19 protein-coding genes are annotated in these 21,214 nt (G+C 56.9%); 5 read left to right on the top strand and 14 right to left on the bottom strand.

The window, feature by feature from the left end; translation table 11 throughout:
- Nucleotides 1–14: 14 nt before the first annotated feature.
- Genes KO498_RS00360 through KO498_RS00340 form a run of 5 tightly spaced genes read right to left on the bottom strand, consistent with a single transcriptional unit; the run spans nucleotide 15 to nucleotide 5,339 of the window.
- Nucleotides 15–1,838 carry an AMP-dependent synthetase/ligase gene (locus KO498_RS00360; protein WP_215957885.1) on the bottom strand — a complete coding sequence of 608 codons (1,824 nt, stop codon included), beginning with the start codon at nucleotides 1,836–1,838 and terminating at the stop codon, nucleotides 15–17.
- Nucleotides 1,829–2,590 (bottom strand): ABC transporter ATP-binding protein, encoded by a 762-nt coding sequence (locus KO498_RS00355; RefSeq protein WP_215957884.1) that lies wholly within the window; start codon nucleotides 2,588–2,590, stop codon nucleotides 1,829–1,831. The genes KO498_RS00360 and KO498_RS00355 overlap by 10 nt, the downstream gene beginning before the upstream one ends.
- Nucleotides 2,587–3,366 carry an ABC transporter ATP-binding protein gene (locus tag KO498_RS00350; RefSeq protein ID WP_215957883.1) on the bottom strand — a complete coding sequence of 260 codons (780 nt, stop codon included), beginning with the start codon at nucleotides 3,364–3,366 and terminating at the stop codon, nucleotides 2,587–2,589. Before KO498_RS00350 ends, KO498_RS00355 begins: the two co-directional genes overlap by 4 nt.
- Complete coding sequence (locus tag KO498_RS00345) at nucleotides 3,363–4,460, bottom strand: branched-chain amino acid ABC transporter permease (protein ID WP_215957882.1); 1,098 nt, start codon at nucleotides 4,458–4,460, stop codon at nucleotides 3,363–3,365. Before KO498_RS00345 ends, KO498_RS00350 begins: the two co-directional genes overlap by 4 nt.
- 3 nt (nucleotides 4,461–4,463) lie before the next feature.
- On the bottom strand, nucleotides 4,464–5,339 hold the full coding sequence (locus KO498_RS00340; RefSeq protein ID WP_215957881.1) for a branched-chain amino acid ABC transporter permease: 876 nt from the start codon (nucleotides 5,337–5,339) through the stop codon (nucleotides 4,464–4,466).
- Between the two features lie 210 nt (nucleotides 5,340–5,549).
- Between KO498_RS00340 and KO498_RS00335 the strand changes: the two genes are divergently transcribed.
- Entirely contained in the window at nucleotides 5,550–6,668 is a 1,119-nt protein-coding gene (locus KO498_RS00335) for a CaiB/BaiF CoA transferase family protein (protein WP_215957880.1), read from the top strand.
- A gap of 65 nt (nucleotides 6,669–6,733) precedes the next feature.
- Nucleotides 6,734–7,936, top strand: a complete 1,203-nt coding sequence (locus KO498_RS00330) for an NAD(P)/FAD-dependent oxidoreductase (protein ID WP_215957879.1) — start codon at nucleotides 6,734–6,736, stop codon at nucleotides 7,934–7,936.
- Between the two features lie 222 nt (nucleotides 7,937–8,158).
- Here KO498_RS00330 and KO498_RS00325 read toward each other — a convergent pair whose 3' ends face one another.
- The 3 genes from KO498_RS00325 to KO498_RS00315 form a co-directional block, all read right to left on the bottom strand.
- Nucleotides 8,159–8,791 (bottom strand): LysE family translocator, encoded by a 633-nt coding sequence (locus KO498_RS00325; RefSeq protein WP_215957878.1) that lies wholly within the window; start codon nucleotides 8,789–8,791, stop codon nucleotides 8,159–8,161.
- 178 nt (nucleotides 8,792–8,969) lie between these two features.
- The gene (locus tag KO498_RS00320) at nucleotides 8,970–10,001 is read right to left on the bottom strand and encodes an ACP S-malonyltransferase (protein WP_215957877.1); all 1,032 of its coding nucleotides are present in this window, start codon (nucleotides 9,999–10,001) and stop codon (nucleotides 8,970–8,972) included.
- Nucleotides 9,998–12,181 (bottom strand): dehydrogenase E1 component subunit alpha/beta, encoded by a 2,184-nt coding sequence (locus KO498_RS00315; protein WP_215957876.1) that lies wholly within the window; start codon nucleotides 12,179–12,181, stop codon nucleotides 9,998–10,000. Before KO498_RS00315 ends, KO498_RS00320 begins: the two co-directional genes overlap by 4 nt.
- Before the next feature lie 150 nt (nucleotides 12,182–12,331).
- On the opposite strand from KO498_RS00315, the gene KO498_RS00310 reads away from it, so the two are divergent.
- Together KO498_RS00310 and KO498_RS00305 are read left to right on the top strand one after the other, a co-directional pair.
- On the top strand, nucleotides 12,332–12,508 hold the full coding sequence (locus KO498_RS00310) for a hypothetical protein (RefSeq protein ID WP_215957875.1): 177 nt from the start codon (nucleotides 12,332–12,334) through the stop codon (nucleotides 12,506–12,508).
- A gap of 27 nt (nucleotides 12,509–12,535) precedes the next feature.
- Nucleotides 12,536–13,609: a 3-carboxy-cis,cis-muconate cycloisomerase gene (locus tag KO498_RS00305; protein WP_215957874.1), complete on the top strand. Its 1,074-nt coding sequence runs from the start codon at nucleotides 12,536–12,538 to the stop codon at nucleotides 13,607–13,609.
- Nucleotides 13,610–13,611: 2 nt separating this feature from the next.
- On the opposite strand, the gene KO498_RS00300 is transcribed toward KO498_RS00305, so the two are convergent.
- The 5 genes from KO498_RS00300 to pobA form a co-directional block, all read right to left on the bottom strand.
- Nucleotides 13,612–14,442 (bottom strand): 3-keto-5-aminohexanoate cleavage protein, encoded by an 831-nt coding sequence (locus tag KO498_RS00300; protein ID WP_215957873.1) that lies wholly within the window; start codon nucleotides 14,440–14,442, stop codon nucleotides 13,612–13,614.
- A gap of 7 nt (nucleotides 14,443–14,449) precedes the next feature.
- Nucleotides 14,450–15,064 carry a protocatechuate 3,4-dioxygenase subunit alpha gene (gene pcaG, locus KO498_RS00295; RefSeq protein WP_215957872.1) on the bottom strand — a complete coding sequence of 205 codons (615 nt, stop codon included), beginning with the start codon at nucleotides 15,062–15,064 and terminating at the stop codon, nucleotides 14,450–14,452.
- A gap of 2 nt (nucleotides 15,065–15,066) precedes the next feature.
- Nucleotides 15,067–15,813 carry a protocatechuate 3,4-dioxygenase subunit beta gene (gene pcaH / locus KO498_RS00290; protein ID WP_215957871.1) on the bottom strand — a complete coding sequence of 249 codons (747 nt, stop codon included), beginning with the start codon at nucleotides 15,811–15,813 and terminating at the stop codon, nucleotides 15,067–15,069.
- Nucleotides 15,810–16,190, bottom strand: a complete 381-nt coding sequence (pcaC, locus tag KO498_RS00285; protein WP_215957870.1) for a 4-carboxymuconolactone decarboxylase — start codon at nucleotides 16,188–16,190, stop codon at nucleotides 15,810–15,812. Before pcaC ends, pcaH begins: the two co-directional genes overlap by 4 nt.
- A 77-nt stretch (nucleotides 16,191–16,267) precedes the next feature.
- Nucleotides 16,268–17,437, bottom strand: a complete 1,170-nt coding sequence (gene pobA, locus KO498_RS00280; protein ID WP_215957869.1) for a 4-hydroxybenzoate 3-monooxygenase — start codon at nucleotides 17,435–17,437, stop codon at nucleotides 16,268–16,270.
- A gap of 96 nt (nucleotides 17,438–17,533) precedes the next feature.
- Between pobA and pcaQ the strand changes: the two genes are divergently transcribed.
- The gene (pcaQ, locus tag KO498_RS00275) at nucleotides 17,534–18,448 is read left to right on the top strand and encodes a pca operon transcription factor PcaQ (RefSeq protein WP_215957868.1); all 915 of its coding nucleotides are present in this window, start codon (nucleotides 17,534–17,536) and stop codon (nucleotides 18,446–18,448) included.
- Between the two features lie 423 nt (nucleotides 18,449–18,871).
- On the opposite strand, the gene KO498_RS00270 is transcribed toward pcaQ, so the two are convergent.
- A complete protein-coding gene (locus KO498_RS00270; RefSeq protein ID WP_215957867.1) occupies nucleotides 18,872–21,151 on the bottom strand; it encodes an ankyrin repeat domain-containing protein in 2,280 nt (759 codons plus the stop codon).
- Nucleotides 21,152–21,214: the final 63 nt, after the last annotated feature.

The raw sequence follows: 21,214 nt of genomic DNA, 5'->3' as shown, positions 1-21,214 counted from the left end.
ACCGGAAGATCCGGCTAATACATATCGTCGATCAGCGCGATGTGCTGCTTTTCGACGAAGCTGCGTTTGAGCTTCATGGTTGGTGTCAGCTCTTCATCTTCGGCTGTGAGCAGAATGTCGATCAGCCGGAAATCCTTGATCTGTTCAACTTGCGCAAATTCCTTGTTGGTGTCACGCACAACTTCACCGATCAGTTCTCGCACCTCGCTGGCGCGGGTGAGCGAGGCGAAGTCGGAGAAGGGGATTTGCCTGTCTTGGGCGAACTTCTCGACATTCTCCTGGTCGATCATAATCAGGCAGGACAGGTATTTGCGCTTGTCTCCGATCACCACCGCATCCGAGATATAGGGCGAGAACTTAAGGCGGCTCTCGATCTCGGCGGGGGTGATGTTTTTACCGCCTGCTGTGATGATGATATCTTTGATGCGGCCGGTGATTGTCAGGCTGCCGTCGTTGCCAATGCGGCCCACGTCGCCGGTGCGCAACCAGCCATCGTCGGTGAAGGTTTCGGCGGTTTTCTCGGGTTTGTTCCAGTAGCCAGCAAAGACCGACGGGCCGCTATACTGAATTTCGCCCTCATCGGAGATGCGCAACTCCATGCCGGGAACGACCTTGCCGACGGTGCCGATGACGTTGTCTTCGGGCAAGTTGATGGTTGTGACGCCTGAGCCCTCTGTCATGCCATAGCCTTCAATGAGGGGTGTGCCGAGGGCGTAGAACCAGCGGATCAGTTCGGGGCTGATCGGGGCTGCGCCTGATGTGACACGGCGCGCGCGGCTGAGGCCGAGCATGCGGCGCAGGTTGGAGAGCACAAAGAAGTCGGCGAGTTTGTGTTGCAGGGCGAGGCCTGCGCCGACGGGCTTGCCTGTTTCCAAAAGCGTGGCGCGTTTGGTGCCGACGCGAAAGGCCCAGTCGAACGCCTTGCCGCCGATCCAGCCAGCCTCCGAGCGCAGGATGGTGACGCGGGAGTAGATCTTTTCCCAGATGCGCGGCACGCCGGTAAAGCTGTGCGGGCTGACCTCTTGGAGGTTGTCAAACACCGTCTCGGGGCTTTCGGCGAAGTTGACTGTCGTGCCTGTGGCGATCGGGCTCTCGACGGACACGAGGCGCTCAAGCACGTGACAGAGCGGCAAAAAGCAGAGCAGCTCGTCGTCTTCATTATAGGCGAGCACCTTTGGCCCGACTTCGAGTTGGAACATGATGTTGCGGTGGGTGATGATCGCGCCTTTGGGCGGGCCAGTGGTGCCCGAGGTGTAGATCAGCATGCGCGGATCTTCGGGCTGCACGGTTTTGAGCGTGTCTTCAAAGCGCGTTGGATGGGCCTTGGCTTCGGCTTCGCCCATGGCAAGGAAGTCGTCAAAGAACATCACCTGCGGGTCGTCGAATGTTGCCAGCCCGTCGCGGTCAAGCACCACAACATGCTCAAGGCCGGGCATGTCGCCGCGGGCCTCAAGGAACTTGTCGAGTTGCTCGTCGTTTTCAACAAACAGAACGCGCGCGCCGCTGTCTTGGGCGAGGTAAGTCAGCTGTCCGGCACTGTCGGTCGTGTAGACGCCTGCCGGGATCGCGCCGATACTTGCGGCACCGAGATCACAATAGAGCCATTCGCGGCGGTCTTCAGCCAAGATGAGCACGGGCTCGCCCTTTTGCACGCCGAGTTTGAGCAGGGCGAGGCCAATGCGTTTGGCGTGATCATAGTAGTCTGCCCATGAGTAAGACTGCCAGACGCCGAGCTCTTTTTCGCGGTGGGCTGTGCGCTTGCCGTAGCGTGCGCATTGTGCGGCCCAGAGCTTCACAACGGTGTCGTGGCCCTCAACTGTGATCGGGGTCATCTCCATGTTTTGCGCCTCTTCCAGCGTTTCTGTCCGCGTTCGCCTGCGTCGGATTTACCCAGGTAGAACTCCTGGATATCCGGCGAGTCTTGCAGCTCTTTTGCAGGGCCAGCCATGACAATGCGGCCCATCTCTAGCACGTAGCCTTTGTGCGCTGTTTCCAGCGCGATATGAGCATTTTGCTCGACGATCAGCATCGTCACGCCTTGCTCTTTGTTGAGCCGACCGATGATGTCGAATATCTCTTGGGTGAGCAGCGGCGAGAGGCCCAGTGAAGGCTCGTCAAGCAACATGAGTTTAGGCCGTGCCATGAGGCCACGGCCGATGGCCAGCATCTGTTGTTGCCCACCCGAAAGGTAGCCAGCCGACTGTTTGGCGCGCTCCTTGAGGATCGGGAAGTAGGAATAGACCAGCTCCAGATCATCAGCGATCGAGTCCGAGCGGGTGAACGCCCCCATGCGCAGGTTTTCGTCGATGGTGAGGTATGGGAAGACCTCGCGGCCTTCCGGCACAAGAGCGAGGCCCTGGCGCACGATCTTGTCAGGCTCAAGGCCGGTGATGTCGTTGCCCATCAAGGCGAGGTTGCCTTTTTCGGGGTCCATCAGACCGGCGATGGTTTTCATCAGCGTGGTTTTACCAGCGCCATTTGCGCCGAGGATGGTGACGATTTCGCCTTGCTCCACGTCAATGCTGACGCCGCGTAGGGCCATGATTGCGCCATAGTATGTCTCGACGTTGCGGACCTTGAGAACAGTCATGCTGGCTCTCCTGCTGGTGCGGTTCCGAGGTAGGCGGCTTGCACGTGCGGGTCGGCTTGCACTTCGGCGGCGGTGCCTTCTGCAAGCATACGCCCGTTGGCAACAGCAAGTACGCGGTCAGCCACGGCGCTCACGAGGCCCATATCATGCTCGACCATCAGCACAGTGAGGCCCATGTCGCGGCGCATATCTTCGATCCAGAAAGCCACTTCCTGGCTTTCTTCCACGCTGAGGCCCGAGGCGGGTTCATCAAGCAGGATCATCTTCGGGCCAATCGCCAGAGCGCGGCCGATTTCGACAACTTTGCGCACGCCATAGGGCAGGCCGGCGATCATCTTGTTGCGGTAGGCTTCAAGTTCCAAAAACTCGATCATCTCTTCAACGCGTTTGCGGTGATCGCGCTCTTGCTGACGCACTTTCGGCGTGAACAGGATGTTCTCGACAAAGCTGGTGCGGCTGTGTGTGTGACGGCCCATGAGCATGTTTTGCAGCACGGTTGAGTGGTCAAAAAGCTCGATGTTCTGGAACGTGCGGGCAATACCAAGCTGCGCAATATCATGAGCTTTGAGGCGGGTGATGTCTTTGCCATCAAAGCTGATTTTGCCGTGGGTGAGCGGGTAGATGCGCGAGATCAGGTTGAAGATCGTCGACTTGCCAGCGCCATTCGGGCCGATGATGGCGAAGACTTCGCCTTCCTCAACCGAGAAGCTGACACCATCGACCGCCTTTACGCCGCCAAAGTGAATGGCGATATCTTTTGCAACAAGGAGACTCATTTGGTGCGCTCCGTTTTGAGGTAGGATTTCTGACGGCGGAACATGTCGCGGCGCGCCAGCGGGAACAGCTCGAACCAGGTGCGGGTTTTGAGCCAGCGTCCGTAGAGGCCCAGCGGCTCGTAGATGATGAAGGCGATAAGAACGCCCGAGAAGATCATCGTGTCGAGGCCCGGAATGGAACCGATGTTGATGCCGACCGTGGCGTTGGCCCAGTCGCGGAAGATTGCGATGAGCTGTGGCACAGCGGTGATCAGGATCGCGCCCAAGAATGCGCCTTGTATCGAGCCGAGGCCGCCGATTGTGACCACAAGGAGCAGGTTGATCGAGATGAAGATCGAGAACAGCTCGTAGTTAAAGAAGCCGATGTAGTGGCCCATGAGAGCGCCTGCGAGGCCGGTAACACCTGTGCTTAGGCCAAAGGCCAGAGCGCGCGTGCGGGTGACGTTGATGCCAAGCGCGCGGGCGGACACTTCGCTGTCACGCACGGCGAGAAAGCTGCGGCCTGTCGGCGAGCGCATGAGGTTTGCATAGCCCCATGTCACCAGCGCGACGATGAGAAGCACCAACCAGTAGAGGTTCGAGAGGTCGGCGTAGCGATCGAAGCTGATGCCTGCGATGGTGATAGATGGTGCGAAGAGGCCACCGACACCGCCGGTGATTGGCTCCAGCAGGATGATCAGTTCTTCGACGATCACGAACACTGCAAGCGTGGCGATGGCGAGGTAAATGCCTGACATGCGCACTGCGGGGATAGCTATGAGCGCACCGAAGATGCCTGTAAATATGCCCGCAACGGGGAAGGCTATGAGGAAGGGCCAGCCGATGTTCATCAGCGCGACTTCTGTATAAGCGCCGATCGCGAGGAAGGCGGCGTGGCCGAGCGAGACTTGCCCCGTATGGCCCACCAGCAGCATGAGGCCCATGCCAGCCAGTGCCCAGATCAGCGTGTTTGTTGCTTCGGCGAGGTAGTATTCACCTGCAAAGAAAGGGAGCACCGCCATGAAGGCGAGCAGCACAAGGATCGCACCGCGCTTGCCCCAGTGCTCGTGAATGTCGATGTCTTTGTCATAGGACGTTTTGAAGATAATCCGCATGGCTCAGACTTTCTTCGCGTGGATCTGGCTGAACAAGCCGCCGGGGCGGGTGATCAGCACGATCAGCATGATGATATAGGGTGACATCTGGGCCAGTTCACCAGGAGCGTAGCGGCCGGCAATAGGCTCGATGATACCGATGAGAAGACCGCCGAGCAGCGCGCCAGGGAGTGAGCCCATGCCGCCGATCACGGCCGCGGCGAAGGCCTTGATGCCGAGAAGCCCGATGTTTGGATCAATCGCGCCTTTGGTGGCATAGAGCACGCCGGCGACTGTGGCGACGACGCCCGAGAGGCCCCAGATAAGACTGTTAAGGCGAATAACCGGTACGCCGACAATATAGGCGGCCATCTGGTTTTGCGACGCTGCCTGAGCGGCGAGGCCGGTTTTTGTGCGGGCGAAGAAGAACCAGAGCGCCAAGGTGAGCACGGCGGTGACGAGAATGGTGATCAGGTCGGCAGCACTCAGAATGACGCCACCGAAATTCCAGTTCATGCCGGAGAAGGGTGTCTCAAACACCAGCGGAGTATAGCCCCAGATCGAACCCGCGATGAAGCGGAAGATGAAACCCATCGCGATTGTGAGAATCACCAAGGCGAACTGCGGTTGGCCAAAGAGTTGGCGCACAAACACCCGCTCGACGCCCCAGCCGACACCATACATGATAATCATCGCGCCGATGATGGCGATGCCGAAGGGCAGGCCCATCTGCGCCGAGTTGCCAAGGCCAAGGGCGATGAATGCGCCGAGCATCATCATATCACCTTGGGCAAAGTTGACGCCTTCGCTTGATTTGTAGATCAGCACAAAGCCAAGCGCGACAAGGCCGTAGATACAACCGTTTGCTATGCCGCTGAAAAGCAGTTGAAGAAGCTCCATCTCCTATCGCTAACCCTCTGGGTTGCGCCTCCCTTTTATGCGATCGAGGCCGTTTGTGGCCGTCGTTACGCTGAGTAAGGATGGTTGCATGCGATGTTGGAGGGCGTCAACCGTGCGCCAAAGTGCCGTAACGGCACAAACAAAATTAATGCGATTGACGCGAGGCCCTGCCACGGTGACATTTGTGCTGAAGTGTAGCGAGGCAAGCCTATGAGCGGACCACTAAAAGGCCTGAAAGTTGTTGAAATGGCAGGGCTTGGGCCAGTGCCTTTGGCGGGGCAATTTTTGGCAGATATGGGCGCCGAGGTGACGCTGATCACGCGGCGGTCGGGGGCGCAAAACCCTGCTGACATTAACAATCGCGGCAAGCGCTCGGTGGCTTTGAATCTCAAATCAGCAGAGGGCGTTGATGCGGCCAAGCGGCTGATTGACGGGGCCGATGTGCTGATCGAGGGCTTTCGACCCGGCGTGATGGAACGCATGGGGCTTGGGCCGGATGACTGCCACGCGAGACTGGTTTTTGGCCGTATGACGGGTTGGGGCCAAGAGGGGCCGCTTGCGCAGACGGCGGGGCATGACATTAACTATCTAGGGCTGACGGGCTTTTTGCACGCGCTGGGACGAGAAGGAGATGTTCCGACACCGCCGCTCAACATTGCTGCGGATTATGGCGGCGGGACGATGTTCTTGCTGTTTGGCATCTTGGCAGCGCTGTTTGAACGCCAGAGCAGTGGCAAAGGGCAAGTTGTTGACGCGGCGATGGTCGACGGCGCGAGCGCGCTCATGGCGCTCATTCACAGCTTTCGCGCGCAGGGGCAGTGGAGCGAGAACCGCGAGGCGAACCTGCTGGACGGGGGCGCTCCGTTTTACCGCGTGTATGAGTGCGCTGATGGCAAGTTCCTTGCTGTAGGGCCGCTTGAGCCGCAGTTCTTTGCTGAACTGGTCGCGCGTGCGGATTTGCCGGAAGACCACCGCGCGAGCCAGATGAACGCCGCTGCCTGGGCAGGGCGGCGCGAGACTTATGCCGAGGTGTTCAAATCCAGGACGCGGGATGAGTGGGCAGTGATTTTTGATGGCAGCGATGCCTGTGTGAGCCCGGTGTTGACGTGGAGCGAGGCGCCGGAGCACGCGCATATGAAAGCGCGGGGCGTGTTTGAAGAGCGTGAGGGTGTGATGCAGGCCATGCCAGCGCCAAGGTTTAGCCGCTCGGTTACGGACGCGCCAAAACCGCCAGTTGCTGCGGGGAGCGACACCGACGCTGTGCTTGCCGAGCTTGGCTTTTCAATGGATGAGATCGCGAAACTGCGGGGTGCGGGTGTGCTGACGTAACACAGAGCTTGAACGCAGCGCGTTTTTGCTCAAACTAGCGTTCGGGAATTGCGAAAGGACGCGCCATGACGACCGAATCTCCGTTAGAGAGCAGCTATGACATTGTGATCATTGGCGGGGCCATTATGGGCGCGTCGACGGCGTGGAACCTTACCGAGCAGGGGTTTGACGGGCGGGTGCTGGTTGTTGAACGCGATCCGACTTACGAGTTCGCTTCGACGACGCACACCAACTCCTGCATGCGCCAGCAGTTTTCGACTGCGCTGAATGTGCAGATTTCGCAATATGCGGCGGATTTCGTCAACAATATACGTGAGCGTATGGGCGGCGACGAACGCGTGCCTGAGCTGGCGGTGCAGAGTTTTGGCTATATGTATCTGGCGGACAGTGAGGGCTTTGCCGACGTGCTGCGGCGTAATGTGCAGGTGCAAAACAATGCAGGTGCCGCAACGCAGTTGATGAGCGCTGAAGAGATTAAGGCAACTTATCCGTTTTACAATGTTGATGATGTTTTGCTCGGCTCGATCAACCGCATCAATGAAGGATACTGGGACGGCAACGCTGTTTTCCAGTGGTGGCGCAGGCAGTCGCGTGAACGCGGAGTCGAGTATGTTGAGAACGAGGTTGTCGCGATCAACCATGCCGGACAAAGGGTTGTAAGTGTGGTGCTCGCGTCGGGCGAGGTGATCAGCTGCGGACAGGTTGTGAACGCCACGGGCCCGCGCGCCGCGAAGACCGCCGAGATGGTTGGTATCACGCTGCCGATTGAACCTCGCAAACGGTTTTCATGGGTGTTCAAAGCCGACAAGCCGCTGGATCAGGACCTGCCTCTGACGGTTGACCCGAGCGGCGTGCATTTTCGTGAGAACGGCGGCGGAACGTATCAGGCGGGCGGCCATACAGAACTTGACCCTGCAGCGGAGTTTGATGACTTCAACATGGAGCACAGTCTTTGGGAAGAGCATATCTGGCCCACGATAGCGACACGGGTTCCGCAGTTTGAAGCGATCAAGGTGATCAGCGAATGGACGGGGCATTATGCGATGAATACGCTTGACCAGAACGCCATCGTCGGGCCGCACACCGAGGTTGAGAACTTTCATTTCATCAACGGGTTTTCGGGCCACGGCTTGCAGCAGTCACCGGCAATGGGGCGGGGCCTGGCCGAGTATCTGACGCATGGCGGCTATCGCAGCCTTGACCTCAGCGCTCTGGGCTATGAACGGATCGCGCTCGGCAAGGCCTATGTCGAGGATGCGGTGATTTGAATGCCATGAGTGCCATGTCTTAAACTACAGCGGTTCATGCTGCTTTCGGGTTTTCGCTGTCTGCTGCGTTTTGGTGTCTGCTGGGTTTGGTCTTGGGGAGATGTGTTGGTATCGCGCAGCAGGTGCTGACCTTCCGAACAGACCGTTAGCATGCCAGTTCAGAGTTAAAGCGTTTGGAGACTAAGGTGAGCGACAACTTGATTTCGAAGCGCTTTAGATCAATCAGCTCCGGTTGAGCGCCACGTTCAGGCCGAGCCCGATGAGAATGCTACCGCCGAGCTTTTGAGCAAGCCGCCCCGCCGATTGCGACCCTTGCAGGAATGTGGAGACCTTGTCGGCAAGCAGAACACAGAGAACATCGGCTGACGAAAACATGAAGTTAACAATCGTGCCGAGCGTGAGGAGTTGCAGCCAGATCGGGAAGCTTGCGCTCGGGTCGGTAAACTGCGGGAGGAACGCGAGATAGAAGAGGGCTGTTTTCGGGTTGAGAACTTCAACTGCGATGCTGTCGCAAAATGCACGCCGTGGGCTTTTGCGTTCGATTTGCAAGCTGCTGGTTTCTGTCGGAGCCTTGCTGACGAAAAGTTTGAAGCCGAGCCATATCAGATAGGCTGCACCGATGAACTTGAGGGCCAGATAGAGGCTCGGCACCGCTTGAAAAAGCACGGCGAGCCCAAGGGCCGCGGCAAGGACGTGTGCGTATCCGCCAATGTGAATTCCGAGGGCCGCAAACCAGCCTGCGCGTCGGCCTCGTGCCAAGGTTTGTGCGGCGGTATAGAGCATCGCCGGACCGGGCATATAGGCGAAGATTGTTGCCGCGATGAAAAAGGCGATCAGAAGGTCGGGGTTTGGCATGCTGAACTGGCCTCGGGTTATTGTGGATACACAAGGCTAGAGCGAAACTGTGGGCTGTCAACACCGGCCGCCGCCCTGAACAAACATAGTTGGACAGGTGTGAGGTTAGTTCTCGGCTGGAACAGAACCTCGAACTTCAAGCCGAATGCCTTTCCTACTATCGAAAACCTCTGACCCCTCAGACGCAGTAGGCTCGTTGTTCTTCCATGCCCATTGCCAGAAGCTTAGGCTGTTTCGCCACTGCTTTTTGGAAGTCCGGCTTTGACGCCCATCCCTGCCAGTTTGACAGGATGAGTGATTGGGCCGTCGCGCCGCCCAGTGTGGTGCCGGGGCCAAGAACAATGAAGACGTCTGGCATAAGCTCGCGCGCGGCCGTTCTTATCGCTGCGGTGTAGTCGTAGGTTTCTGTTACCTGATGGCCAAGGGTATAGTCATAGAGACGGTTAATATCGGTGGCTTTCGGGTTCCAGATAAAGCCTCGCCCGTCGATGAGCGGAACTTCGGGCTGTTGAAACAGATCCTTTGGCAGGCTCTCAAAGCCGAGTTTTGAAACTGGAATTTGCAAATGTGTGTGAAAGCCTGCGTGATTGGGCAAGCGCATTGGATAGCGGCCCTGTAGCGGAGGAACCGAAGTTTCAAATGCGCTCAGCCCGGCCTCGTTTCCGGCCAGAACCAACATGCCGCCGAGATCAATCGACAGGCCAAGGGTGTGATCGGCGCGGGCGTTGATTTCGGTGACCTTGCTCATGAGGGCAGTACGCTGCCCAGCGACTTCATGCCAGTTGTCGTCGACAAACGGGTAGATTAGTTGCCCACCGAGCATTTGCTCCTGCATGAGCCTGCCCATTGTGTTGACCACGCGCAGACCGGACATTGCATCCAGCGCCCCTGCGCAAGCGAGGGCCGTATACCAGCCCATCGAGTTGCCCGTCACGCCGACGATGTCAAAGCGCTCGCGGTTGATAGCTGCGAAGTCAAACAGCGAGCACGCGTAGATCAGCGGTGAGGCGTTGTCGCCACGCGTGTGGGTTGGGCCAACGAAACGCGCCGCGCTGTCAAGTTCGCTGACGGGGGTTTGGCCTTGAGCAGTCCGGTAGGCATCAAACTTGGCCAGCGCGGGGCTGTTGGGATGATGTTTTGCCAGATAGCCAAGCTCGGTTTTGTTGTAAGTTCCGCGCCCCGGGGCGATGATAACGGCTGTTTGTTTCATCCCTTGCTCCAAAGCTTTGTGGCGGCGGCAACGATGCTGTCGCAGCTTGGCATGGTGGCGGCATAGGCCGGCCCTGTGGCGATGAAGCTGTCTTCGGCGGCCAACCGCGCCACGGGCAACTCGCAGCTTTCAACCAACATCGACAGCAGGGCTTCTGATTGCCCACCCGTGCCGCGGCATTCGTCAACAACGAGCACTTTTTCGGCCCCGGCAAGCGCGTCAAGTATGCCTTGCTTAGGCAGCGGGGCGATCCAGCGGATGTCAATGATACGGGTCTCGATGCCCTGCTTCGCAAGGGTTTTGGCGGCCTGTTGCGAGAGGTAGTGGCCATTTCCGTAGGTGACGATCGCCAGAGGGCCGTCGCCTGTTGTGCCGACTTCGCCAAGGCCGATGCGCTTGTCGGGCGATGGGTAATGACGCATCCAAGCGCTGTCTTTGTCTTCATGCAAATCGCGCATATGGTAAAGCGCAATGGGCTCGACAAACACCACCACGCGCTGCTCTTCACGCGCCAAGCGCACAGATTCGCGCAGCATCATTGCGGCCTCAGCTCCGTCTGACGGGCAGGCGACAATGAGACCCGGAATATCGCGCAGAACAGCGAGCGAGTTGTCATTGTGGAAGTGCCCGCCGAAGCCCTTTTGATAGCCAAGGCCTGCGATGCGCAGCACCATCGGGTTGGTAAACTGGCCGTTTGAGAAGAACGGCAGCGTGGCCGCTTCGCCGCGGATCTGGTCTTCGGCATTGTGCAGATAGGCCAGAAACTGGATCTCGGGCATCGGGATAAACCCGTTGTGGGCCATGCCGATTGCGAGGCCGAGGATGGACTGCTCATCAAGCAGGGTGTCGATCATCCGGTCTTGGCCGAAGCGGTCGCAGAGCTTTTGCGTCACGCCATAGACACCGCCTTTGCGGCCCACATCTTCGCCCATCATCACGATTTCGGCGTGTTCGAGCATGAGGTCGGTGAGGGCCCAGTTGATAAGCCTAGACATGGGCTGAGGGCTGTCCATTTGCTTGATGTCAGCGTCAAACGCTGCCTCGCGGGCTGCTGGCGTCGGGCCGTTGGTTGGTTTGCAAGCACGCTTCGGCGGGATGATCGAAGCCATGACCTCTGCTGCAGTTTGCAGTCTCGGCTGCTTGATCGCCTCCTCGGCAACGCGGGTGCATTGCTCGTCGATCTCTGTATAGATCGTCAGCGCTTCTTGCGCAGTCAAATGACCAGCCTCGACCAAAAGGCGCGCAGAATGCAGAAGCGGATCATTCTGCTCCCATGCCTCAAAGACCGACTTGGCGAGGTAGGTTTGCTGAAGGTCGGCGCCAGCGTGCCCATACAAGCGCACAAGTGACAGGTGCAAAAACGCAGGCTTCTTGCGGTCACGAACGTAGGCGGCGGCCTCTTGGGCGACACGGTAGGTTTCAAACAGGTCGAGCCCGTTAGCATTGAAGTACTTCAAGCCCGGTTTGTTGGCAAAATTCTCGTTGATCCAGCCCTTGGGGGTGCGTGTCGAGATACCGATGCCGTTGTCTTCACAAACGAAGAGCAGCGGAAGGGGGATGGATTGAAACGATGTCCAGCAGGCGGCGTTGATAGCACCTTGAGCGGTTGAGTGATTGGCCGAGGCGTCGCCAAACGAGCACATGACAATACTGTCGTCGGCGAGCAGCTTATGTTCCGGAGCATGACGCTTGGCGAGGGGGATAGAGTAGGCCGCGCCAACGGCTTTGGGGAGGTGACTGGCGATCGTGGAAGTTTGCGGGGGGATGTTGAGAGACTTCGACCCAAGCACTTTATGGCGCCCGCCCGAGATCGGATCAGACTTTGCGGTGGAAAAGCTGAGCAGCATGTCCCAAGTCGGGGTTGTGCCTGCGACCATTGCCGAGCGGCGGGTTTGAAACGCCCCGTCGCGGTAGTGCAAGAAGGCCATGTCGTCAGGCCTGAGAGCAGAGGCGACAGCTGCCATGCCCTCGTGACCGGAGGAGCCGATCGTATAGAACCCCTGGCCTGCCGCCTGCATTTTGCGAGACCGGCGATCAAGGTTGCGGCTCAGGCATTGCGCCCGAAAAATTGCGACTGCCTCCGGGCCGGTGAGCGGGCCTGATGGTGCGTCTCCTGCGGGAAACACTCCGCTTGAGACGTGTTTCACGAAGGCGTCATGAACGATGTCGGCGCGATCCATATCAGTCTTTCCTTTTGCCGCTCAAACCAGATTTGCCGGCTCGGCGGCCTATGCTTCTTCCAAATCGTAATTGTGAATCAGTCTATAACTTCGGGCGCTCACCAAAACACCCCATTTTCGACGAATATCTCCAGAATTCAGAATAACATCATGCCGCGTGAAGTGGACTGGAGGTTCGCCAACGTGCATCGGCCTTCTGGCATTGATAACTATGGATCTTTTTGCGGGCGCGAAAAGTCTGAAACTGGGCGGAGGTTCGGGCAGGGAGATGCCACGCAGTTTCAGGGGCATCACGCCGTCGCCGGAGGGGCAGGAACGCTTGTCTAAGGGCCGTTTGAAGACTAAGACTGTCGCATGACAAACGCATTCATGACATCGGGTATATTCGGCGGTCTGTTCAGTGATCCTGCGGTAGAGGCGGAGTTCAGTGCTAGCGTATTCACGCAGCGTATGCTGGCATTTGAGGCCGCTTGGACAGAGGCTCTTGTTGCGAGTGGCGTTGTGGAGGCTGAAGCCGCAGAGCCTGCGCTTGCGGCCATTCAGGGATTTGACGCCAGTGACCTAGGCGAAGGCAGCACCAAAGATGGCCTGCCTGTGCCGACGTTGGTTGCGGCTTTGAAGAGCGGTTTGTCCGAGCAGAGTGCGCGCGCGGTTCATTGGGGTGCGACCAGTCAGGATGTCATTGATACCGCGATGATGCTCACCTGTATTTCGGTGACAGAGATGTTTAAAACCCGCATATCCAATGTTCTGGCCTTGATCGACACCCTATTGGCGCGCTCTGCAGACAAACCTTTGATGGCGCGGACACGCATGCAGGCTGCATTGCCTGCTACCGTTGGTTTACGCCTAGAAGCGTGGCGGCGCCCGCTTGCTGCACATATAAAGCGCGCTGACGCCATTCTGGCCGAACTGTCGGAGGTTCAAATCGGTGGCCCGATCGGCTCACGCGACCTGCCTCAAGCCCACGTCAAGGCCTGCGCACAGACTGTTGCTGACAGGCTTGGCCTGTCTCTTGGTGATGTTTGGCATACTGATCGCAGCCGCGTGGTTGCTTTTGGCAATTGGATGACGCTCGTTGCGGGAACACTTGGCAAAATCGGCCAGGATGTCGCGTTGATGGCGCAGCAGGGTGTCGACGAAATAGCATTGTCTGGTAGCGGTGGATCATCGGCGATGCCTCACAAGCAAAACCCCGTTGCGGCAGAGACAATGGTAACGCTCGCACGGTATGTTGCGGGGCAGCAGGGCATTTTAGGCCAGGCGATGATACACGAGCAGGAACGCTCAGGGGCCGCTTGGGCGTTGGAGTGGTTAACCTTGCCCGCAATGGCAGAAGCGACTGGAGCTGCCTTGTTGCATGCTGAACGGTTGATCCCGTCGATCGAGCGGATTGGCACGCCGGATGCGCCCCGATCCGATGGTTAACCTCAGGCTGGGCGCAGCCCGAGGATGTCGCGCGTTTGCTGCCATGTGGCGACGGGGCGCTCGTGTTTTTCGCATAGATCAGCAGCACGTTTGACCAGCGCCGCGTTTGACGGCGCGAGGGTGTCGCGATCCAGCCGGACGTTATCCTCAAGCCCTGTTCGGGTGTGGCCACCTTTGGATATTGCCCATTCGTTGATGGTCAATTGCGCCGGGCCTATTCCGGCTGCGCACCACTGTGCGTCAGGCGCGAGACGATTGAGCGTTTCGATATAGAAATCAAAGATTGGTTCATCAGCCGGCATGGAATTTTTGACGCCCATGACGAATTGCACATAGAGCGGGGCTTTGAGACGCCCGTCTGCTGCCATCCGCGTTGCTTGAACGATGTGCCCCAAATCAAAGGCTTCGATTTCCGGTTTCACATCATGCTCCAGCATTTCTGACGCGAGCCAGTCAACAAGATCAGGGCTGTTTTCATAAACCCGTGTGGGAAAGTTGTTTGAGCCCACTGACAGGGATGCCATGTCGGGCCGCAATGGCAGCATGCCGCCGCGATCGCGCCCCGCCCCAGAGCGCCCGCCTGTCGAGAACTGCAGAACCATACCGGGGCAATGCTGTTCCAGCCCCTCTTTGAGCCGCGCAAAGCGGTCGGGGTCGGAGGTTGGTTTTCCATCGTCGTCGCGCACATGACAATGGGCGATGCTGGCACCAGCTTCGAATGACTCATGGGTGCTTTCGATCTGTTCAGCAACCGTGATTGGCACCGCAGGGTTGTTGTCCTTTGTTGGCAGTGACCCCGTGATGGCGACGCAAATGATGCAAGGGTTGGTCATGTTTACCTCAGATATCAAAAAAGATGGTTTCGTTAGGCCCTTGCAGATGAACGTCAAAACGGTAGCTGCCGTCATCCTGCTTCCTGGCAAGTAGGGTCGGGATGCGGTTTTGATGTTCGATCCGGCTGAGGATCGGATCCGCCGCGTTGGCCTCTGGCTCGTCCTCGAAATAGATGCGGGTGTGGAGACCGATGTTGATGCCTCGGGCCACGATCCACGCGGTGATATGCGGCGCTTGCATCCGGCCATCAGGGAAGGGGACAGCGCCGGGCTTTACGGTTTCGAAGGTGAACTCACCTGTGCTCATGTCACCGGGGGAACGGCCCCAACCGGTAAAGTTGGGATCAGGCGTGCCACGCGTTTCGTTGGCCGAGGGAAACAGACCGGCGGCGTCGGGCTGCCAGATTTCAACCATAGCATCGCGCAGCGGCGTGCCGGTGCCGTCAAACACCGTGCCTTTGATGGTGATTTCCGTCCCTTGAACAGGGCCTGTTTTCATGGAGGTGCCCAGATCTCCACCATAGATATCAATGCCGGTGAAGTTAGGTGTGCAGCCGATGTGCACATAAGGGCCCGCAGTTTGGCTTGGGCTTTCGCGTAGATAATCAAGCTTCTGTGTCATGATCAAAGACCCTCCTTGCGGTTCTCGAAATAGGTTTGACGCTGCCCGCGCAGGACAATGTCAAACTTGAACGCTCGGCTGTCCATCGGGACAGTGCGGTTCATGTCCAAGGGCGCCGTCAAGGCGTCAACGGCCTCTTGGCTTTTCAGCACGCCGACAATCGGGCAAAGCTTGATATGCGGGTCCCCTTCGAAATACATCTGGGTGATCAGGCGCTGCGCGAAACCATGCCCGAAGATTGAAAAGTGAATGTGCGCCGGGCGCCAGTCATTCATGCCATTGGGCCACGGGTAGGGGCCGGGCTGAACTGTGCGAAACTCGTAACTGCCGTCTTCGGCCGTGATGGTGCGCCCGCAGCCGCCAAAGTTGGGGTCAAGCGCGGCAAGGTAGCTTTCCTTTTTGTGACGGTAGCGGCCACCCGCGTTTGCTTGCCAGAATTCGAGCAAGGCACCGGGAACACCTCGCCCGTTTTCATCCAGCACCCGACCATGCACGATGATGCGGGGGCCGATAGCACTTTCTCCAGCGGCGGCGTAGTTGTGAATCAGATCATTATCCAGATCGCCCAACATGCTGTGGCCAAAGACGGGCGATGTTTCTTCGCTAAGAGTTGTGGGAAAAGACAACAGCGCCGCTTGTGGGCTGCGTTTCACACTGGTTTTATATGGCGGTGTCAGGGCGTCGGGTTGCCACAGGCGGTCGCGCGGAATGAAGCCGCCCGCTTTAGGAGGTGTGTTCACATTGCTCATAAGGTAACTCCCATCTCTGCATAAGTCTGCTTGGCGAGCTTGATTGCATGATTGGCTTTCGGCACGCCAGCATAGACTGCGACGTGCATAAAGGCTTGTAAAACGTCTTTTGGCGACGCGCCCGTGTTTGCAGTCGCGCGCACGTGCATCGGGATTTCTTCGAAATTCCCGGTCGCGGCCAGCAAGGCCAGTGTCAACATGGAGCGGTCGCGTTTGGAAATCGAGTCATCCGACCAGAGCGTGCCCCATGCGCCTTCGGTGATCATGCTCTGGAACGGTTCGTCAAAAGCGGACTTTTCCGCCTCGGCACGATCAACATGAGCGTCCCCCAGCACAGAACGGCGCGTCGCCATCCCTTGCTCAAAACGGTCTGACATAAGCATGTTCCTTCAAATACGGGTTCAAGTGGATAGCGAAAGCGCCAGAGCATTCGCCGCATGGCTGCTCGGCTGGATCAATAGGGAAGTCCGACATAGTTCTCTGCCATTGCCTGCTGAGCGGCCTTGTTCGAGCGCAGGAACTCGATTTCAGCGACCTGCATCTTCAGGTCAAATTCGGATTGGTCAGGATAGGTGTGCATGAGGGACGAGAACCACCAGCTGAACCGCTCCGCTTTCCAGATCCGCGCCAGCGCTTTTTCTGAATAGCTGTCGATCCCGTCGTTGCTGTTGTTCTCGTAGAACTCTCGCAGCCCGTTGTAGAGGTAATGCACGTCAGACGCGGCGGTGTTCAGCCCTTTGGCGCCTGTGGGGGGTACGATATGGGCCGCGTCCCCGCACAAAAACAACCGCCCCCAACGCATCGGTTCAGTCACAAAAGACCGCAGCGGCGCGATTGATTTTTCGATGCTCGGCCCTGTGATCAGCTTTTCCGCCTGATCGGCTGGGATACGACGCTTGAGCTCCTGCCAAAACGCTTCGTCTGTCCAGTCTTCGGGTTTATCGCTCAGCGAACATTGAATGTAGTAGCGGCTGAGGTTCTCGTTACGCATGGAGCAAAGCGCAAAGCCGCGCGGAGAGTTGGCGTAGATCAGTTCGTGATTGACGGGGGGTGTTTCTGACAGGATGCCGAGCCAGCCGAAAGGATAAACTTTTTCATACTCGCGCCGGACATCCAGCGGGATCGTCTGGCGACTCACGCCATGGAACCCGTCACAGCCCGCGACAAAATCGCAATCAAGCCGACGTGCTTCGCCTGCGACGGTATATGCCAGATGCGGGGTGTCCGTGTCCGCGCCGTGGATCACCACGTCTTCGACGTTGAATTCGGTTTTGCCGTTGGCCTTTTCGCGCGCTTCATAGAGATCACGGGTGACCTCGGTCTGGCCATAGACCATCACAGGGGTGCCGGTGAGGTCGTTGAAATCAACGCGAAACAACTCGTCGCCATAAGAAATGAGCGTGCCGTCGTGGGGGATCCCTTCCGCATGCAACCGTTCGGCGCATCCGGCCTCTTCCATCAGGCTCACCAACCCTTGTTCCAGCACACCCGCGCGGATGCGGCCAAGAACATAGTCTTTTGTTTTGCGTTCCAGCACGACACTTTCGATTCCGCGCGTGTGCAATAGCTGCGCCAGCAATAGCCCGGAAGGCCCCCCGCCAATGATTGCGACCTGAGTTTTCATGGCTCGCTCCCTGCATTTATTGCTTGATGATCACATGCATTTACGGCAATTAAAAATGACTTATCTCGCAATTTACTTGCCATTTTTGGAAAGCATATGGATCGCCGTATCAAGTTTCGTCATCTCGATGCATTCAGCGCGATCGCCCGCGCGCGCAGTTTCAAACTTGCGGCGGAGCAGTTGAACCTGACACAACCCGCGATATCAAAGACATTGAAAGAGCTCGAAGACATCTTGGGTGTGGTCGTGATGCAGCGCAGCCGTGCCGGCGTTTTGCTCACACCCGAGGGTGAAGTGTTCTTGCAATTTGCCGAACAAAGCACGGCGGCGCTCAGGCATGGATTGCGCAGTATTAGGGCCGCGAGTGCGACAGCGGGGCAGTTAAACGTCGGGTTGTTGCCGAGTGTTGCGTCCTCTCTTGCTCCGCAGGTTACAATCGCCTTTACGCAGAAAAGCCCCGATACTCTTTTGGAGGTTCACGAAGGCCCGCACCATGATCTTACAGCGCGCCTTAGGAGTGGTGGCCTGGATTTGGTGGTTGGGCGTTTGGGCAAACCGGACACGATGGTGGGGTTAAGCTTTCAGCAACTCTATTCTGAAGAAGTTGTCATCGTCGCCAACCCCGACAGCCGTGCCTTGCAGACCCGTGATTTTGAAGCACTTGAGGGCTTTCGGGTTTTGTACCCGCCAAAAGATTCCGCAATCCGCCCGCTGGTTGCACGGCTGTTGATTTCTCAAGGGATACCACTTTTCCAAAACCGGATTGAGACGGCATCGCCAGCCTTTGGACGCGCTGTTACATTGGCCGACCCCGCGACTGTTTGGGTCATAAGCAAAGGTGTTGTGGCAGATGATATTGCCAAAGGCCGGCTTGTTCCGCTCAAGATCGACATGGCCGCGACACTTGGTGCCGTAGGGATCATGAGCCGCGCTGAGGAAGTTCCGTCTGTTGCCACGAGGGTTTTTGCCAAAATCCTAAATGAGTTCACGGCCAAAGGTGCCTTTGGCTAACACATTGTTCTTGGGCATCTTTACCATTGAGGAGTGGGAGATGAGACAGACAACTGGACCACACAAAAGCCCTCACGACGGACAGGGGCAGATATCTTTCGATAAGCAGCCAAACAGGTGCGGAAAACCGTCTGATACTGGCGCTATACAGTGCAACTCAAAAGGGCGGGAGCTTAGATTTCAAAAGGCGAAAACCAGACTTTCGCTGCAGCCGCAGAAGTTTCTGGCGATGGCCAGGTAGTCGTCACCAATTGCTGGTCAATGGCTCCAACAGCACGACCGCAAATCTCTCAACAAGCCTGAAAGAGTATTCTACCACCTTCTTCACAATCAGAAAATCAAAGTTGGAAGGAGCAATAGGGAACCGGCACAGAAATTGTTAAGGTCGTCCTGATAATGCATAGGCCGCTCACACCGCTGCGATCACTGATCAACGAATATCCGCACTCTGACGTCCCTCGTGACTAGAAAAAGTTTCCCATCTGAGTAAACCAGTTTTTTGACCCGCAGTTTGCCCGCTTTGTTGCGGTATGATAGATACCCTCCCTTGAACGTGTACTTTACGCTAGTTGAGCGGTTGCCCATCACCCATTCTGAATAAATACCATCACGGGTTGCGAGAAATTCAAGTCCGGTCGAGGTTCGTATTTTTCGATCAACGATAAGGTTTTGAAACTGATCATGGGTTAACAGACCGTCGGCGATGTCTTTGCCGCTGTCGTCTGTTTTTGCAGCCAACTGTTTTGCGCGGTCATCGGCCTCTTGCTGCAGGATAGACGCCGACTTTTTCAATGCATAGCGCTTTGACTGAACAATCATAACCACACGATCATTGTTGACGACCCAAGCGTGGCAAAAAGGCTTTTTGTTTTCCCTCTTTGTACAAATGTGCCCGTTCGGCTGGATTGTGTAAGTTCCTTTGTTTGAGATCGTTCCGTCAGACTCCCAGAACGTAAACGTCATACGTTTGGTAAACTGGACTTTGTAGCGATCACTAAAAACTTGAACGCGATCTACTAGAAAGTCTTGGAACTGCTGTTCTGACAACAAAACATCGCCACCCTGCAATTGGGGCCGGCGAGCCAACTCTCGTTCTTTGGCTCGCTTGTCGGCCTCTTTGCCGCGGGCCACTGCCGCATCCCGCTTTCGAATGGCCTCAGCTTCGGTTTGCTCTTTTTTGCGTTTCTTGAGAGCCGCAAACATGGCCTGACGATCATTGTATTTCGAGAAGTCACGCACGAGGGATGAGTCGATGCAATTCTTGAAATCAGGTGGGCAAAATGTCGTCTTGTCTTTGTAAAAAAAGACGCTGATCCTTTTGTCAAACAGGTTGACGTAAAACGACACAGACCCACTCTGGGCGTTTTCCGTGTCATTCGGATCGCCGAAATGAAGTTGGGCTTTGATGCCGTCTCTTTCGTAAGTGTAGAAGAGGTAGCCACCTTTAGTAACTTGGCCGCTCACCAGATTGCCGTTTACAGCCAGATAGTAGCCGAACTGCTTCCCCAAAGCAGGGCTAAACTCCCCTAACTGCCCTGAGAAAGACGTCGCATCGTGATAACCTAAAAAGGCGTATCCAGATTTGTTTGTTTTGGCTTGGCCGAGAGTTTCAAATGAGCGGGTTGATGCGGTCTCTGTGCGTTCAAGAATATCTTGGGCGAGTGGCTCAATATAGGCTAGTAAAGCACGATAGGTGTTCGGCCCGGGCTTGCCATCGACAGACCCTTTATAAAGGCCTTTAGCAGCAAGAACTCTTTGGACTGTTTTCCAACCTTCAAGGGTTTCAGGGGTGTTGGTTGGCAAAGCATAGTCAAGCGGCGGTAACTTCGCGTAGGGAAAGAAAGCACCAATTTTTGCTTTGGACACCGGGCTGAATTTGGAGCGATCGACGATCGTACGGAACTCGGTATTCTGGAACTCTTGCGTAAATGGCTTGGTCTGCTTTAGGCGCGTCAGGATTTGGGCAACAGTGTCGCCCGTCTTCCCGTTGGTCTTAACCAAAGCGGCGTGAATGGCCGTGACACCGTCAACGCGATATACAGATGAAGCGGGAGCGCTTGGCCCGTGGCCTTGGTCAATGATGTAGTCAACAATATCAGCCTTACCTCCCAATGCAGCGAGCATCAGGGCGCTCCAGCCATTTTTGGCTTTTACGGCTTTATCCGCACCATTTTCGAACGCAAATTTGTAAGCGATAAGGTCGCCAGCTTCAGCTGCCGCCAGCGCGATCTGATTGGCTTCGCTCAGTGTCAAGACGAGTATTGGCGTGTTGGTGGGTTCGGGGCCGAAGCCTTCGAGACCGGCTTGCTCGGCCAATGTCCGCACGGTGTGGCCATCGTTTGCGATACTCGTAAGGTCTGCACCCTTTGTGGAAAGAAACTTGGCGATCTCGGTATAACCGGCTTCAAGGGCACGCATGACGGCGGTGTATCCGTCAGCATCAAGGGCGTTGATATCGGCACCAATTTCCAGCAGGTATCGCGTGGCTTCTTCGCTGCCGTATCCTGCCGCATATGACAGCAATGGGCGGCTTTCAAAACGAAAGCTGGTCACATCCACCTTGTCGAGAGTCATGCTTTTTAGAGCCTGAACATCATCGGTGATTGCGGCTCCGCGCGCCTTTTCCGCGTCCGGCGTGACGACCTGTGCAACAAGAAAATGTGGAAGCAGAAGAAACAAAGTTAGGGCAAATATACGAAGCATTAGATCTCCTGCAGCTCATCGTGTGCTAATAACGTGCCTTTAGAACCTTTTAAAATCAATAGA

The organism is Lentibacter algarum (genome assembly GCF_018860975.1).
Taxonomy (GTDB): Bacteria; Pseudomonadota; Alphaproteobacteria; order Rhodobacterales; family Rhodobacteraceae; genus Lentibacter; species Lentibacter algarum_A.
This window is presented reverse-complemented; position numbering and strand designations above follow the sequence as displayed.